This window comes from Paenibacillus nanensis, assembly GCF_003583765.1.
Taxonomy (GTDB): Bacteria; Bacillota; Bacilli; order Paenibacillales; family Paenibacillaceae; genus Pristimantibacillus; species Pristimantibacillus nanensis.
Map to the genome: position 1 here is coordinate 174,986 of NZ_QXQA01000012.1, position 17,261 is coordinate 192,246.

Below are 17,261 nucleotides of genomic sequence, written 5' to 3' on the forward strand. Positions count from 1 at the left end.
GCAAAGGGAGGAACGAGTATAAGCAAGTTATCATCGGATGGACAGTTTTTAGTGACTATAGGCCTACTATCAGAAGCAATGTCTCATCGGTGACGTTCGCCGTTGCCTAAGAATTTAGAACGACTTGAAGGAGGAACACCATTTTGAAACGAGCACTATCGCTGTTACTCGCTTTTGCGCTGCTCATCACTTTGCTGCCGACTGCCTTGTCTCCACAGCCAGCAAACGCAGCCGGGTCTTATTTTTTGTTTCCTAACGAACAAGCTACAAGGGAGAACGCCCGTATCGTATCGACCAAGACGATTTCGCTCGAAGGTACCATTAACGGCGTTGTCGGCAGCTCCATCAGCTACAACGTCAAGCAAGTCACGTCCTCCGGCGCTGAGGAAGTGCTTAACACGACGGAAGAATTTACGACGGGCATCTCCACTACTGGAGATAACAAAATTACGGTCAGCAACCTGATTTTGTTCCCGGGTATGAATAAAATTACGTTCAAAGGCGTAGCTGGCGCATCGTCCGTTACGGAGTCCATCTATATCGAATATCGAGACAGTCCGATGCTGTACGACCTCAAGATTCAATTCGAGAACCAAGAATACGATCTGCTCGAAAATCAGCCAACGATGCTGTATTCGACGGCTCCAACCGTACAAAGCCAAGGCCAAGTTGTCATTACCGGCCGTGCGCCGAATGCCACGAAGGTTAATATCGATATTAACGGCCGCAATTATGACTTCACCGTATCGACGGCGAATAATAACAGCCGCTTCGGCACGTCTCAGTTAACGATCGACAAAGGCATTAACAATATTAAATTCAAGGTGTATAACGGCGGCCAAGTTGTCGAGACGACACGTCAAGTCGCGTTCTACAATGGCGAAGTGACCTACTATAACTTGAAGTTGTTTGATGCTTCCAAAACAGCTCCGCTCGAGCAGAACATGGATTTCCCGACTGCTACGGCTGGGGCAATCAAGCTGTCGGGTACCGCAATAATTCCGCTGCCTTTGCGCAATCTGAACAGCGCAACGGACCCAAGCGCTGTGGTTGATCACACGAATCCGACCACGTTTAAGGCTGCATTAGTTAATATGTTGGCGCTGCAAATTTCGGGCAAGGCGGATATATCGGCTCAATCAGGAGACGTAAGCTATTTGCCAACTACGATTGACGCTAGCACCAAATTTATTACAGTGAATTTCAGCTATTCATTGCCTAACGATTTGGTATATGACACAAAGTACAATTTGCGTTTCAAAGCGCCTAACCTGTCCCAATATAATTATTCGGAGTGGACAAGCTTTACACTGCGTGATAATAGCAAAGCTTACATTCATGATGTCAATTATTTGACCGGGTTTGACGGCACAATGACGCAGAATCAAGTGGATTCGAGCGGTGCGGATACTTATCCGAAGCGTTCCAAATCGAACAACGATAACCGTATTATCGGATTGCAAAGCACGGACATTCCGGCGGGCGGCATCGATGTGTTCTCCACACCAATGGGGGTCGAGCTGTTAATCGGGAACTATGAAAGGCTTTTGGGCTCCGACCTGACAAATATGGCGCCGTTGGCGGATGCCATTAAAGTGGCGACGTCGCCTGCATCTTCAAATTTGACTGCAAAGATGATCATGCAATCCGCCGACATGAACAGACCTGTTACACAAGTCGTAACGCGTACGGTGAACGGAGAATTGGTTTCGTTCCTAAGAGTGTTTATTGAGCTGCAAAAGCTGCCAAAATCGGGAACCAATTCGGTTACATTTGAGTTCGATACGGCTATTACAGGTACAGGCACAAACGCTAAAGCATCTTCTGAAATCAAATCGATAACCGCAAGACTTCTTTACGGACCGTATATGAAATACGAGACCATCGTAGACGGTATGGATGTAAAGTTCGATACGGTGGCAGGCAACAATACGGATCTGTTGAACAAGCTTGGCAACTTCAGAGGGCAATTGTTCAATGTCGTCAATGATACTGAGATTGTATACAGCGGCACCGGTAAGTCTGTGTTTCTCTACATTAATAATGTTGAAATTCAGTTAGAGATGAACGGAACAAAAACGAAGTTCCGGCCGCTTTCAACTGAACACGATAAGATTGCAAGCATTCTGAACAAAGCCGGCGAGAATACGGTTAAATTCGTCTTTGTTTCGACGAATAATAACTATGAATCGACGATCAAATTCAACGTTGTCCCTACGAATCTGCCGTTGATTCCGGCTCCGGATTCGGACGGCGTTTACCCGTACACAAGCAATTTATGGCCGCCGCTTCCTAATGATCCAAAGTTTTCAAAGCAGGGAACGGTATTTACGACCAAGGAAGCCAATTTTGATGTGCACGGCACATTCGACTTTATTGATTTAGGTACTACAGAAGCAAGTATTGCTACTCAATTGAATAATTTGGGAAGCAAAACCAACTATTTGGTTACCATCAGCTCTCCAAATTGGAAAACCGATGTGAAATGGGATTTGACTAAGCAATTTAAGCTGGCCAAAGAAGATCGGAGCATTGTAAAGGATCCTTCTAATCCTGCGGTAGACCGCATTATGAACAGCACGGGCGCGAGTCCTGTTACGCCTGACGCCAACGTTACGTTCTACTATGACATGAAGGCCCAATCCTTCTTCTTCAACATTAAGAATCAAGTGATGCCGGAAGATGGAAGCCCGGTTGTCTATGTCATTACCGTCTTTAACGCCGGTGAGAATGGTCCTAGAGCGACTTACAGGCTGGAGCTTAACCCGATCTCGATTCCTTACAGCATTAAATCGCCGCTTCCTGAGGAGCGCATTACGAACAAAAACTTTGTAGAAGTCATTATCACGTCTCCTGGCGCCGATTCCATTACAGTAGGCAAAACGCAGGCCGAGAAGATTACTTTTATTGAGTACGGCGATAACGGCACGACGAACACGGATGCATTCCGAGCCGTTGTGAAAGATTTGAAGGCGGGTAAGGATACAAAAATTAAATTCGAAATTACGCGCGGTGACGATAAAATCACCGAAGAGATGACCGTCAAATACGTGCCGACGAATATTCCCGGCGCTCAGATGATGGAAACGATGAAGGCGTCTCATAAGCTGTTCAATAACACGCTAACATTAACTTTTGCTAAAAACACGCAGTTGATTCGGCCGCAGTATAACAACTCAAATGGTCATGCGACGCAAGTATACAGCGGAAACGATCTGCTGTTTGCGATTGCCAACCCGAATGACGGCATCGTAGACCGCCATTTGTACGAGGGGCAGCCGCCGAACTATTCGGCGAATAGCCAGGCTGAGGGCAATCTTCATATTGGTTACCGGTTCCAGGACCAAGCGAGACAGTTTATTAAAGCCAGCCCATTGTACTGGATCGATGGTGGTATGGCGGATGACCCGGATCCGACGTCGCCTTCCTACGACCCGATTACAACAGGGATGGATCCATTCCCGTTCCCGAACATTGTAGGCAAGGAGACGGGCACCTTCGCAAGCAGATGGAATCAGTTTGACCGCGAGTTGATTCCAAGTACGCCAGGCAGCCTGACTATCACCTATGATTCGAACGTGGTGCAAAGCGCAGGAACAACGATCACGGTATTCCGTTTTGACCCGTATAACAGCACATGGGAGAACATTGGCGGCGTTGTCGATGAGAAGAAGCGCACGGTAACGGTTCCGTTCAGCAAGTTTGGCTATTATGTAGCAGTTAAGCTGACGCGCGGATTTAATGACATTACAGATCATCCGTATGCGCGCGAAGCGATGGAAGCCATCTACTCCAAAGGTATTATGAACGCAATTGATCCGGTCGGTTTGTTCGGCGGAGATCGTTATGTGACGCGCGGCGAGTTCACGCGTATGATCGTTCGGGCTATGGACCTTCAATTGAATTATGAAGGCGAGCTTCACTTCTCCTATTATCCGGAGACGATTACAAATGCGAATAACGCAAACGCGATATACGATTACCGTTATATTGAGACTGCGGCTAGAGCTGGCATTGTTAATGGCAAACGTCCAGGCTTCTTTGACGAAGATGTCGAACTGACGCGTCAAGAAGCGTCCGTCATTCTTGCTCGCGCATTGCAGCTCAAGCTCGAGACCGACTCGACCAAAGCGAAAAAATCGTTGGACAAAATCTTTAAGGATTCCGGAAGCTTTGATTTTTACTCGATCCCATCCGTCCTTGCGATTGAGAAAAAAGGCTTTATTCAGGGCAAACTGATTAATCCGGACAATCCGAAGGAAGGATCGGTATTTGATCCGAAAGCAAGATTGCTCCGCAGCGATGCAGCGATTATTATGGCACGCGTTATGAATGACATGAAGAAGCTGCCGAAGATTTACAATTAGTGGTCGAAGTAGGAGAGAGACTAGCTTAATTGCTAGTCTCTTTCTTTGCTTATCGTTCAAAAAAACGAGTAATGACGCGGATTTATGCTTGTACTAGATTCGTGTAAGATTGGAAAATTGTTTGTATATACTCGATGCATCATTTCGCGCTATACTAACAACGTGCTCGAGACGAGCAGCAAAAAAGATATAAATGAAGACGAAAAAAAATTTTTCAAAGTATCGCAACTTTTTCGCACCACAAACGTTTAAGTACATGACGTTATTACAAGGGCGCTAGTAATTGGAATGAATTCTCAAGTTCCTCTTTACGGTTGCAAATGCCCATTGTATAATGTTATAGTGATGCAGCTAGTCTAGCATCTATTCTTTCATGGTTTACAAGTTTCTACGACATGTTACACATTAGGGTTGGGCATGATCGTAGACATCATTTTATATAATTAATGCTCAACTCTGGGAAGGGGGTGAATCGGCTATGAGGGAAACGAGCAATTCATTTTCTTTAGAAATATCCAAACAAAACTCTCAACAACCGAAGCATTTTAGAGGAGGAGACAAAAAGGTTATGAAGAAAAGTTTATCCCTGTTTGTAGCAAGCTCCATGGTAGTGTCCATGTTCGCAGGCGCTGCTTACGCTGCTGACGCAAAAAATCCAGGTGAATACCTGAACGAGCTTGGCGTTATCCAAGGTAATGGTACAGATCTGAAAGAAGACCAAAGCTGGAAGCGTCAAGACGTAATCGTTCTTCTGTCCCGCCTTCTGGGTGAAGAAGACGAAGCACAAGACGCTGAAACAACTCATGAGTTTACTGACGTAACGAACTCGTTCTACGACGGTTTCATCTCTTGGGCAGTTGAAGAAGGTCTTGTTGAAGGTAAAGGAAATGGCAAATTCGGCTTCAATGCTGAATTGAAAAACCAAGAATTCTACGCAATCGTTCTTCGTGCATTCGGTCACGACACAACTGGCGAAGGCTACGCAGAAGTACCTGAGCTTGCTGTGAAGTACGGCTTCGCAACTGAAGAAACTGACTTCAGCGCGATCCCAACTCGCGGCGAAACTTACGCTACAATCGTAAAAGCTCTGGAAACTGAAGTTCCAGGCACTGGCAAGAAACTGGGCGTAATCCTTGGTCTTATTAAAGAAGAAGCTCCACAAGCTGCTGCAGTACAAAGCATTAATGCTCTTAACGCTACTCAAGTAGCTGTTAAATTCACTGCAGCTGTTGACAAAACTGCTGCAGAAACTGTGACTAACTATGCGATCGGCACTAATAACCCTGATTCTGTATCCCTTAGCGCAGACGGTTTGACAGCAACGCTGACATTCGGTGCTGGCGAAGTTGAAGTTCAAAATGCAGTTGCTGTTATCGAGCCTATCGTGTCCGCAGCTGACGTTGACAAAACTACAGCTAAGTACACTCAAATCTTCTCTTACAAAGATGAAGTTAAGCCTGAGTTCGTAAGCGTTGAAGCTAAAACGAACAACACTGTTGCAACTTCCGTAACAGTTAAGGCTTCCGAGCCAATTAACGCTGCTGTTGTTAAAATCAACGGTTCGTACTACAGCGCTAACTTCGGTGGAACTGACACTGCTAAAATCACTGGTGTAGCTCTGGAAGTTAACAAGACTCATACTATTGAGCTTATTAACCTGACTGACAAAGCGACTGTACCTAACGTAACTGTTCTTTCCACAAAAACTTTCTCGGTAGTAGTTGACCAAGTTGCTCCAACTGCAACATTGTCCACTTCTTCCGACAAAACAATCGTTGTAACATTCAGCAAGCCGATGGATAGCGCTACTGTTATCGCTGGCCTGACTAACGCTGTTAAGAATGAAGTTCTTGCTAACGTTGCAACTTTGATTCCAACTGCTGTTAACGGTTCTAACGACACGAAGTTCGAGATCAAAGTTAACGAACCACTTTTTGCAAGTACTGCAACTAGAACTCTGAACGTTGCGTTCCCAGGATCCATCAAGGACTCCCTTGGCAACTCCATTGCTGCAGGTACGCAAGCAGTTGTTCTTTCGAAAGACGTAGTTAAACCTGCTCCAACAGGTTACAGAGTTGTTAAAGACGGTAATGGTAACATTACTAAAATTGAAGTTAACTTCAGCGAAGCGCTTGCTGCTGGTACGCCTGGCGCAGTTTCCATCGTTAACTCCAACGGTGTTAACGTAACTGGTTCGCTTCTGGGTGGCTTCACAGCAGTTAACGTAACTGCTGGAGATAAGAAGGTTGTTTACAATGCAAACGTTCCAGGTAAAGCAAGCGGACAATTTGCATTCTCCTTCCCGGCTAACCTTGTAACTGATACGTCTGAAGCTGCAAACAAATCCGACGCATTCAACTACACGCTTGACCTGGGCGCTGGTTCGACAACTTTCAGCCTGCCAGCTAACCCTATCACGGTAACTACAAGCTTTGATGCTGACGCTAAAGTTGTGAAACAAGTTCTTACAGTTAACTTCGGAGCTGGTGTAAAAGGTGGCGCTGTTGCTAACTCTGCAACTGACCTGAACAACTACACTATCGCTGGTAAGCCGCTTCCAGCAGGAACAATTATCACACTGAACGGCACTCAGGATGTTGCGACAATCACATTGCCAGCTGGTTCGATCGCAAAAACTGATGCTAACGCAGTTGTAACTGTTTCTAACATCCTGTCCCTGAACGGCGCTGCTCTGAACAGCTATGTGGGTACTATCGGTGTAACTGATAACACTAAAGCTAAGCTGACATCTGCAGTTCTGAACAGCGATGGTTCTTTAACAGTCGGTTTCGATGAGGCTCTTGACGCTGCTCCTGGTCTGCAAAATACTGACCTTAAAGTTTCTGTCAACGGTTCCGCATTGAACCCTGCTCAAGTCCAAGTTGACCTGATTCCAGCTGGTGCTGATGCAGGTAAGTACCTGGTTCGCGTTGAAACTCTGCTTGAAGTTAATGCTGACACTACGCAAAACTTCACGTATGTTGACGTTGATAACAGCGGTACATTTACAACTGGCGACATCAAAGTAGCAACTGGTTCTGCTGTTGCTGGCGGTTTTGCCAACCTGACAGCTCCAGTATTCAGCTCCGTGAAAGTTGCAACTGTTGCAGCTCCAACTGCTGATGACGCTGCTGGTAACGTAATTGAAGGCAACGTTGAGAAAGTAGTTAAGTAATAACTACCTTCTTACAAGAAGCCCGGTGCTTATGCACCGGGTTTTTCTTTTATATGAAGTGAAACAAAATCCCCTTTTCTTGCGTCTATGTTAATATGCTGTTCATACGCCAGTGATACTATGATGACAAAGGGGGAAAATTTAATGCAGTACTTGAATCAAAAATTGAAAGCTCCTACTTTATTGTTTTTAGCGTTTGCCCTATTACTGTTAGCGGTATATATTCCGCCAGCCAATGCGGCCGCCGCTGCAGCACCGTCCATCGCCTTTGATAACAAAGGAATAGTCACCCTTCATTCCGCCACGCTAGCTGACCATGAGAATGGCCAGATCGCTACCATGACCATTAAGATTCAAAATACGAGCAATAGCGATATTAAGCTCATTGATTACTGGGCTAAGATTGTCACGACTTCCGGCAAGAAATTTAAGTCCTATCCGAAGGAAACGGACAAAACTAAAAACATCGTACGTTCTAAGGGTTCCACTTATCTTACATATTATGCGTATGTTGACACTTCCGTTAAACGTTCGGATCTCGCGATTGAATTTTTAAAGTGGGACTTTAGTAAAGTCTCTTCCAATTACGAAGTCGTTTTGGGCAAGCTTCCCGTGCATACAACTACGAAGGGCTTAGCCTCTAACTCCAAAGCGGGAACGATCCTGTTCAATGAATCGGAATTGAACGTAAGCGTTAAATCGTACAACTTCAATAAGGATGCCTCGAGGCAGTACCTAACGCTAGATTTGGAACTCAATAACTTGTCACAAGCGTCTATCGATATAACGAAGCTGCAGTTTTTCCTTCAAACGACGAATGGCGGCAGCTACAAAAATGTAACGTTTGCCGATGCGACAACAACAATAATTTCACCTAAAGCGAAAAAGCTGGTTTCCCTCAGCTATGCCATCCCAAATGAATCGAAAGTCAAGCCGGAGAGTTTAATCATTGGCTTTGAGGAAGAAACAAGCAAAGTAATGCTGCCGGTCGGCCTTATCGAGCTTAAAAGCTTAGCTTATACGCCGGCATTAAAAGTTGATAAAGCAGGCTCGCTGTATATGAACGGGAAGAAGATTAGCGTTTCGATTAGCAAGAGCGGTGTTCTCCAAACCGATGACGGTCAGACATTAAGCAGCACTATTACGTTTATTAACCAAGAGAACAGTCCTGTCACTGTTGCGAATATTTTATTCTATTATAAATCGGTCAATGGGAACCTCTATCCATTAACAATGGAAGAAACGGATCTCAAGCTACTGCCGCAAATCAAAAAGTCTGTCAAAATTAAAGGCATTGTACCTGACTCGATTGATTTAAAAAAGGGATCGGTCATTATGGTTTCACAAAAGGCCGACAGCGACGAAAAAGCAACGCTTGTTAGCTTCGAAGTAAATACGAGCGAAGATACGAGCACAACAACCGTCGAAAAAATTTCCTATGAAGGCTACGAGATCAAGTTAGACGCAGTTTACCGTACGCCGCAGGAAGAAACCGATATGCTGGTTGCTTATTTTACTCTTACGAATACAACTAGCAAAGCATTGACTAAGCCTAAGCTTCAAAGCGAATTTATTATTGACGGCAATTTCACAAGCAACGAAAAAACGGCTGTTGTAGAACTCGACAAAATAACAACCGTTCCGGCTAAGAGTTCTTATACCGTAATCAGCTACTTCGAAGTGCCGTATGTTCAGACGTTCTCGGAGCTTGAAGTGAAGCTTACTGACGCAAGCGATGCCGAGTCGCTTGTCACGATCGGCAACTTCGGTAAAAAGGATTTACAACAAGCCGAGCTAAACAAAAAAGACCAGGCGATCAAAATTAACGAAAAAGGCAAAAAATCCGAAATGAAGCTGCTTAATGCTTCGGTATACAAGAGCGGAAGCGATAGTACAAATCTGTTCTATGCGGAGATTGAAATTACCAACAAGGAACGTAGAATTAACGCACCTCTTCAATTAACGGGTTATGTCGAGAATCGTGACGGGGGCATTATCCCAGTAACGTTCACGGCAACCACGAAGCGACTGCTGTCGAATTCGAAAATCGTGATGTCCGGCCTTGCTCAGCTACCTGCGGAATTTGAAGATCGAGAACTGAAGTTCTATTTCGGTGAAAGCTTGAATCTGGGCGAAGATAAGCCGCAAATTCTTCTAAAACCGGTTTATCAAAAAGTAAGCGCGCTGGCATCAGGCAGCAAAATCGATGACTTGAAAGGAATCGTCTATAAAAACTATACGCTAGATCTTTCGTACTTAAGAGCGGATTTGTTTGTGAACGATTCGTATGTAACTGGCGGTATTAGCTTGTCGTTCCAATACTCGCTGACGAAGACATCGGATAACGCCAACTATGCGGATGCGCAGGATCTGTATATTGAAGTCGTAGACCATAGCGCCGGCAAGAAGAAATATCAATACAAATTGACAACAGACAATACAAATGGCGATGCTGAACTCGTGGAAGGGACGCAATTAACGAAATACGTTCGATTTGAAGATCCAAGCTTCGCGAACAAATTTGAGTTCAAAGGTCTGACGGTTAACATTTATAAGCAGGTCCAAGAACAAAAAGTGATGCTTGCTTCCAAAGATCTGTTCTATTTCGTAACCCAGCCATAAGAGGGTAGCCTATCTCTCTCAAATCTAGTATCCTATTCAATAGGATACTAGATGGGGAGGAGACTGCTAGAGTGAAACGGAAAGCATTGAGAATAGCAGGCGCGGCTGTCATGATTACAGCGGGAGTATGGGTCGGAATGGTGATGGCGAAGCCGCTTGAGGCGGACTCGGCTGTAACGCCGGGCACGATCGAGGATCCAGTTGTCACAAAAAGCTACGTCGATGAGCAAATTGCCAAAATAAGCGGCGGCGGGACAACGGGAGGCAGTACAGACGGAGCAGCTGAAGCTGCCGGTCTGGAAGTTGTGGAAGTACCGATTGGCAAGACGCTGATGGTATCAGCAGGCGGCGAGGTAGTTGTGCGGGTCGGCAAGGCCGTCGCATACAGCTCCGATACGAACGGTATTTCCGATCTGACGGGCGGCATCGATATAAAAAGCGGGAAGGATGTGCCGACGAACCATTTGATTTGGTTCCCGCGCGACGGCCGCGGCATTAAAGGGCACCCCGATGAAATTGTCCCGCTTACTGTATTAGTGAAAGGCAGTTATACCATCAAATAACAATGTTAGCACGCTGATTCGGCTCAAAGGCTGGATCAGCTTTTATTTTTATCCATGTAAAAGAACTCTTGTTGAACAATGGATGGGATGCTACATTTTGCTCGCAGTGACATAAGATTATACGCTTGAGGCCGTGAACAAGAATGCACACTATAGCTGTATTCAATAACTTTCGGAGGTGTCTCATCATGAGTCGTCGTTCAAATAAAGTTGTAGTGCCTGAGTGTAAAGCAGCGCTTAATCAAATGAAGTATGAGCTTGCAGCGGAGCTGGGATTGATGACAGGCGGTTCTGCAGCAGGTGCGGATACGGAATTTGCAGGTGAGCTGGGCGCTGTTGGCAGTGGTGGCGGAGGTCACGTGTATTGGTCAGAAATACAGACGCGTCAAGCTGGTTATATTGGAGGCAACATTACGAAACGATTGATTGCTCAAGCGGAGTCGGTCTTGGGCAATGGTTTCACCCTCTAAGTCGTAATTCGGCGTCCATTGACACTATGCGACATTTTAGGTATTATAACTTTTTAGAAGAAGAGTTGTGTGACAACCTTTTCCTTCGCGGAAAAGGTTCATTTTTTGTGTAGAACAGACGCAATTATTCAATACTAAGGTTGTAGGAGGTTGATACGGATGTCGGTAAAAGGACGCCACTTATTCACATCGGAATCAGTAACGGAAGGACACCCGGATAAGATCTGTGACCAGATCTCGGACGCTGTTCTGGATGCATTTTTGGAAGCAGACCCAAATGCACGTGTAGCGTGTGAAGTTTCGGTAGCAACAGGCCTTGTGCTTGTTATTGGCGAAATCAGCAGCCGCGCGGATTTTATTGATATTTCCTCCATTGCTCGCCGTACGATCAAAGAGATCGGTTACACGCGCGCGAAGTACGGTTTTGACTATAGCACTTGCGCAGTTCTGACATCGCTGAACGAGCAATCCGCAGATATCGCCCAAGGCGTTAACGCAGCGCTCGAGTCCCGTGAAGGCAAGGACATGAAGCAAGAGAACGAAGACATCGGCGCAGGCGACCAAGGCTTGATGTTCGGCTTCGCGACGAACGAGACGCCTGAGCTTATGCCTCTGCCAATCGCATTGTCGCACCGCATCGCACGCCGACTGTCCGAGGTTCGTAAAAACGATACGCTTGGTTACCTCCGTCCGGACGGTAAAACGCAGGTTACGATTGAATACGTGGATGGCAAGCCGGTACGTGTAGACACAATCGTTGTTTCGACGCAGCATGCGGAAGAAGTGACGCTTGAGCAAATCCAGCATGATATTATGGAGTATGTCATTAAGCCTGTTGTTCCTGTTGAGTGGCTGGATGAGCAAACGAAATATTTCATCAACCCGACTGGCCGTTTCGTAATCGGCGGACCGCAAGGTGACGCGGGTCTTACGGGCCGTAAAATTATCGTCGACACATACGGCGGCTACGCTCGTCATGGCGGCGGCGCATTCTCTGGCAAAGATCCGACAAAGGTCGACCGTTCCGCAGCATACGCGGCGCGCTACGTTGCGAAAAACATCGTTGCCGCTGGTCTGGCAGACAAGTGCGAAATTCAGCTTGCCTACGCGATCGGCGTAGCGAAGCCGGTTTCCATTAACGTTGACACTTACGGCACTGGCAAAGTTTCGGAAGAGAAGCTCGTTGAGCTGATCACAAGCAACTTCGATCTTCGTCCTGCCGGCATCATCAAAATGCTCGACCTTCGTCGTCCGATCTACGCCAAAACTGCCGCTTACGGTCACTTCGGCCGTACCGACATCGACCTTCCTTGGGAGCGCGTAGACAAGGCTGAGGTATTAAGAGCTGGCGCTGGACTGTAATATCACCTATAATAGTGCCCATGGCGCAACACAAACGTCGTTTTACCCGTCAAGTATCTTGATGAGTGAAGCGGCGTTTTTTTGTTTCCGATAGGTCAAACGGTACAAAAAGGGTTGTTGCACTAAATTTTTCATACGCTTGAGCCGAAAAATAAGGTACGAGTGTTTATTTTTGAGGAGTGAAATGAAATGAATCGTACCCGCAAGCTGTCCGTCGTTCTCGCAATCCTAATGATCCTGCAGATCGGCTTGCCAGGTTGGTCTGCTCCTGAGGCTGTTGAGGCCGCGCCTGCTGGGCCTGTCGCCATGAGTTTTTACCCTGCTGATAATTTGTCGAACGTGCCGCTTGGCGCAAATCTACGCATTGTATTCGATGAGGATGTCAAACGAGGCTCTAATACGACGACCTTTACGATTTACCGTTCGTCCAATAATGAAGCAGTTGAAACCATTAACGCAAATGATCCCAAGGTAACTTTCACCAGCCCTAGGGAAGCTGTTATCGATCCTGCCGCAGGGTTCGACGTGAATACGGAGTATCATGTCCTAATTGATGGAGGCTTCTTCCTGAATGCTTCTAACAATGCTCCTTATGCCGGTATTCAAAGCGCAACAAGATGGAATTTCCGCACGACAACCAGTACTACCCTAGATACGACTAGGCCGGGACTGATTACTCTTAATCCATTTACGTATGATCAAAGCTCATTTATAAGCATCATCAAAGTCAATTTTAACGAGACGGTATATGCTTCGGGCGGGAATATAAAGCTTGTTTCCGCAATGGACACAAGAAATATAGCCGTTACTTCGTCTAGTGTTACCGGCAGTGGTTCAACAGAAATTACGATCAAGACATATGAACCATTATTACCTGGCACGCAATATACGTTGACGATTGAACCCAACAGCTTCGAAGATGCGTCGGGCAATCCGTTCAATGGAGCGAACTGGTCGTTCACTACGAATCCGGCTCTTGTTAAAACCGTTAGCTTCTATCCGGCGGATAATGCCACGTTAGTACCGCTATACGATACGACAGGCGCATCGACTCATTTGGATTTAGTTGTTGATTTTAATGTACCGGTCCAAGCCGTTACGGGCAAACGGATTGAAATTCGTAAAGTTAGCGATAACGGAGTTGTACATAGTATTGCCGCAACAGCTGCGAACGTTAGCGGTTCTGAAGTGACGATCGATACGGCGGGGAGATTGTCGCCAACAACCTCCTATTATGTCTGGATCGAACCGGGCGCATTTTCGAGTGCCGGTAATCCGAGCGAGTTGTTTTATGGAATTTCCGGCGCGACGACTTGGAACTTCACAACGGGGTATGGCTCGAATCCAAGCGCGCCTGTTGTACAGACCTATTCACCTGCTCCAAATGGTACCGCTGCCGGTACAAATACCAATTTGATATTGACATTCAATGAACCTGTATATCCTGATAGCGGGAATATTGAGATTAGACAAAGTGTCGGGAATACATTGTTCCGATCCATTCCGATTACGTCGGCGCGCGTAAAGGGCGGCGGCACGAATCAATTGGTTATTGATGCGACAAGCGCTATTACGAACGCAGGCGCAGCAAAGGCCTTTTTAAACAATACGCGATACTACGTGACGATAGACAGCTACGCCATTCGGAATGGCGCAGGCAAATATTTTGCAGGTATCACTGGAACGACAGGCTGGACCTTTACAATCACGCAAGATGGAGAAAGACCGCTGCTTAACACCCTTTCTCCTGCGAATGGCTCGACAGCTGTAGCGGTGGACTCGAAATTTTATGCGAGCTTTAATAAACCGGTAGCGGTTAATACAAGCAATACCATTTCGTTCATTCCAACGGCTACTGGAAGCTCATCCTATCAGGCGAATTTCTATGTAGATCCAACCGATAATAAACGGGTCGTCATTGAACCAAGGACGTCTACAAACCTCCCGACCTCACTTGATGCAAATACGAATTATTACATCAACATTGAAGAAGGCGCGATCACGGATTTGGTCGGCAACTCATTCGCCGGGATATTGAACCAATACCAATGGACATTTCTGACCAGAGGCGGTGACACAACGGCGCCTACGGTATCCAAGTCGGAAGTTAGCGGGGCTGTCATTCGGCTGATTTATAACGAGCCATTGAACGCAGACTTAAAGCCATCGGCCGCAAGCTACTACGTATCCGTGGCTGGAGCACCGCGCAGTATTACAAGTGTGAAGGTTGAAGGCAACATGGTGCTGCTTACATTGTCCAGCGCTGTCCTGTATAACCAAAAAGTCGAACTTTCTTACACAAAGCCTTCAGTCGGTCTGGTGCAGGATATTTCGGGCAATCAAGCAGCCAGCTTCTCCAAATTGGAGATCTCGAACGGGTTCACAAGCACGAATCCTGTCATTTCTAGCGGATCGGCTTATGGGAATACTGTAGTTCTGAACTTTAGTGAAGCTTTAATGACACCAAGCGCCTACGCTTATACGCAGTTTACCGTTAATGTTGGGGGTGTTAACTACAGCCCAACCTCGATATGGCATAGCGGAAATGTTCTACAACTGACATTAAGCAGTGCAATCGCGAGCGGACAAGCCGTCAGAGTATCTTACACACCGGGCAGCTATCCGCTTTATGGAACGTCTGGCAATACTGTGGCTGCGATTAACAGCTATAGCTTGACAGGCAGCGGGGGAAGCGCAAGCGATAGTTATGCCCCGGTTGTACAAAGTATAACGGCGTCAGGCGCGGTCGTGACGATCAAATATAATGAACTCTTAAACTCATCGAGCGTCCCTGGCACGTATCAATACAGCGTATTGGCGAACGGGCAGGTTAGACCGGTCAGCAATGTCGTCATGGCTGGGGATTCCGTATACTTGACACTGGGTACTGCCATTTCGACGGGAGAGACGGCGACCGTTTCTTATATCGGAACAAGTACGACCGTTACGGACCTGAATGGCAACGCAGCCGCTTCCTTCACCAATATGTCGGTCGGTTCAGGGACAGGAACGGGAACGGGCGGTCAAGCTACGATGCAAGGCGCGATCCTAAAAGGCTCCCGGTTGACCTTGAACTTTAACGTAGCGCTGGATCCAAACTCGATTCCTTCTACAAGCAGCTTTGTTGTTCGCGTGAAGGATATGGTTAGAGTCGTATCCAGCGTGCAGATCAGCGGCAGCACAGTCGTCTTAACGCTGGCATCTCCGGCAAATGTCGGGGAAGCGGCACAAATTACGTATTTTACAAACACAAACGGTCTTAAATCGATTACAGGACAAGCGGTTAACAATTTCTCGAATGTGAACGTCGCGAATCAAACTACGCTGCTGGATACGCTAACAGGAGATTATGAGGCGACGGAGGATGGCAATGGTGTCGTTATTAAAAGCTCCGGCGCAACCGTTTCCTCCGATATATCTCCAGCAGGGGTGTCAGCCAACCGTTACACGTTAAATAATGACAAGCTCATTACTGCCGTTACGACTTCACGCAATGCAGGGTTGACAAATCCGCATATCGTTTTTAAAGTGCCAGACCATGAGAAAGCGGCTATTGTTGCCGTTTCCGTTATTACTCTGGAGATGGCGTATAAGCAGGGCGGCAACGTCACTTTCTCTGTTCAACATGGCGACGCAACGTATGAGCTGCCGCTACGCGAGCTGAAATTCGCGGAGCTCGCAAGCGCAGTCGGTGGGAATGGCCTATCCAATCAAGTGCTTATTGCAATTGACCAAGGTAGCTCCTCGAAGACGTCGTCCTTAACGACAGCGCTCAGGAGCTCCAAAGCGACTGTCATTACTGGACCGGTCAACTACGAGGTAATGGTTGTAAACGGAAACGCCAAGCAAGAACTGAACGATTTCGAGGGCTATATTTCACGCACACTAAAAACGACCTCCAGTGTAAACGAAAGCCAATCGGCAGTCGTATGGCTTGATCCGGTCACTAATACTCTGTCATACGTGCCGACTACCTTCACAACGACGAACGGCGTAACCCGCGCCACATTCAAGCGCAAAGGGAACAGCGCGTACGCGCTCGTGAAGAACACATCGAGCTTTAGCGACATGGGCAGCCACTGGGCGACGGATACAGTTCAGATGATGGCTCGGAAGTTTATTGTTGAGGGCCGTACAACGACGAAGTATGAGCCGGATAAGCCGATTACACGCGGCGAGTTCGCGACCTACATCGCGAAAGGTCTCGGGCTCTCAGGGGACCGCGCGGCAGCGGCGAAGTTCAAGGACGTGAACGCGAATACCGCAATGGGCGCCTATATCGGCGCAGCGGCGGCATCGGGAATCGTGAACGGCGTGGACAGCAGCAGCTTCAAGCCGAACAGCTATATTACAAGACAGGAAATGGCAACGATGATGATGCGGGCATGGCTGGCGGCCGATAAGACGGTCACCCTCCCTAGCTCGGCTGACTCCTACCTGAGCAAATACACGGATCGCGGCAAGATAGGCTCGTATGCTAAGACGAATATGGCGCAGGCCATTTATCTCGGCATCATCAACGGCAAGACGGCTACAACGCTAAGTCCGACGACGAATGCGTCCCGGGCAGAAGGAGCGGTTATGATCATGCGACTTCTGGAGAAGGCGGAATTATTGACGCAATAACAACATAAAGCAGAAGCGGCAAGACCTCACCAAGCGGAATCGCGGAAGTGGGGTCTTTTTTTGTAAGGCTGTCGAG

The 17,261-nt window shown here is 47.0% G+C and carries 7 protein-coding genes; all 7 read left to right on the plus strand.

The genetic code is table 11. The annotated features are described in order from the left end of the window. Positions 1–143: 143 nt before the first annotated feature. The 7 genes from D3P08_RS18455 to D3P08_RS18485 all read left to right on the plus strand — a co-directional run bounded on the left by D3P08_RS18455 (position 144) and on the right by D3P08_RS18485 (position 17,185). On the plus strand, positions 144–4,367 hold the full coding sequence (locus D3P08_RS18455) for an S-layer homology domain-containing protein (RefSeq protein ID WP_119601222.1): 4,224 nt from the start codon (positions 144–146) through the stop codon (positions 4,365–4,367). Positions 4,368–4,845: 478 nt separating this feature from the next. Next, a complete protein-coding gene (locus D3P08_RS18460) occupies positions 4,846–7,542 on the plus strand; it encodes an S-layer homology domain-containing protein (RefSeq protein ID WP_119601224.1) in 2,697 nt (898 codons plus the stop codon). A gap of 144 nt (positions 7,543–7,686) precedes the next feature. Next, positions 7,687–10,164, plus strand: a complete 2,478-nt coding sequence (locus D3P08_RS18465; protein ID WP_119601226.1) for a hypothetical protein — start codon at positions 7,687–7,689, stop codon at positions 10,162–10,164. A 71-nt stretch (positions 10,165–10,235) separates the two neighbouring features. Next, positions 10,236–10,727, plus strand: coding sequence for a hypothetical protein (locus tag D3P08_RS18470; protein WP_240647642.1), 492 nt, complete (start codon positions 10,236–10,238; stop codon positions 10,725–10,727). Between the two features lie 188 nt (positions 10,728–10,915). Then, a complete protein-coding gene (locus D3P08_RS18475; RefSeq protein ID WP_119601228.1) occupies positions 10,916–11,197 on the plus strand; it encodes an alpha/beta-type small acid-soluble spore protein in 282 nt (93 codons plus the stop codon). Between the two features lie 159 nt (positions 11,198–11,356). Continuing rightward, positions 11,357–12,559: a methionine adenosyltransferase gene (metK, locus tag D3P08_RS18480; protein ID WP_119601230.1), complete on the plus strand. Its 1,203-nt coding sequence runs from the start codon at positions 11,357–11,359 to the stop codon at positions 12,557–12,559. 189 nt (positions 12,560–12,748) lie between these two features. Then, on the plus strand, positions 12,749–17,185 hold the full coding sequence (locus D3P08_RS18485) for an Ig-like domain-containing protein (RefSeq protein ID WP_119601232.1): 4,437 nt from the start codon (positions 12,749–12,751) through the stop codon (positions 17,183–17,185). The last annotated feature ends 76 nt before the right edge of the window (positions 17,186–17,261 follow it).

What these genes read in the sequence shown, in the direction of transcription:
- D3P08_RS18460 (WP_119601224.1), top strand. Translation starts at nt 4,846, where the DNA reads ATGAGGGAAACGAGCAATTCATTTTCTTTAGAAATATCCAAACAAAAC.
- D3P08_RS18465 (WP_119601226.1), top strand. Translation starts at nt 7,687, where the DNA reads ATGCAGTACTTGAATCAAAAATTGAAAGCTCCTACTTTATTGTTTTTA.
- D3P08_RS18475 (WP_119601228.1), top strand. Translation starts at nt 10,916, where the DNA reads ATGAGTCGTCGTTCAAATAAAGTTGTAGTGCCTGAGTGTAAAGCAGCG.
- metK (WP_119601230.1), top strand. Translation starts at nt 11,357, where the DNA reads ATGTCGGTAAAAGGACGCCACTTATTCACATCGGAATCAGTAACGGAA.
- D3P08_RS18485 (WP_119601232.1), top strand. Translation starts at nt 12,749, where the DNA reads ATGAATCGTACCCGCAAGCTGTCCGTCGTTCTCGCAATCCTAATGATC.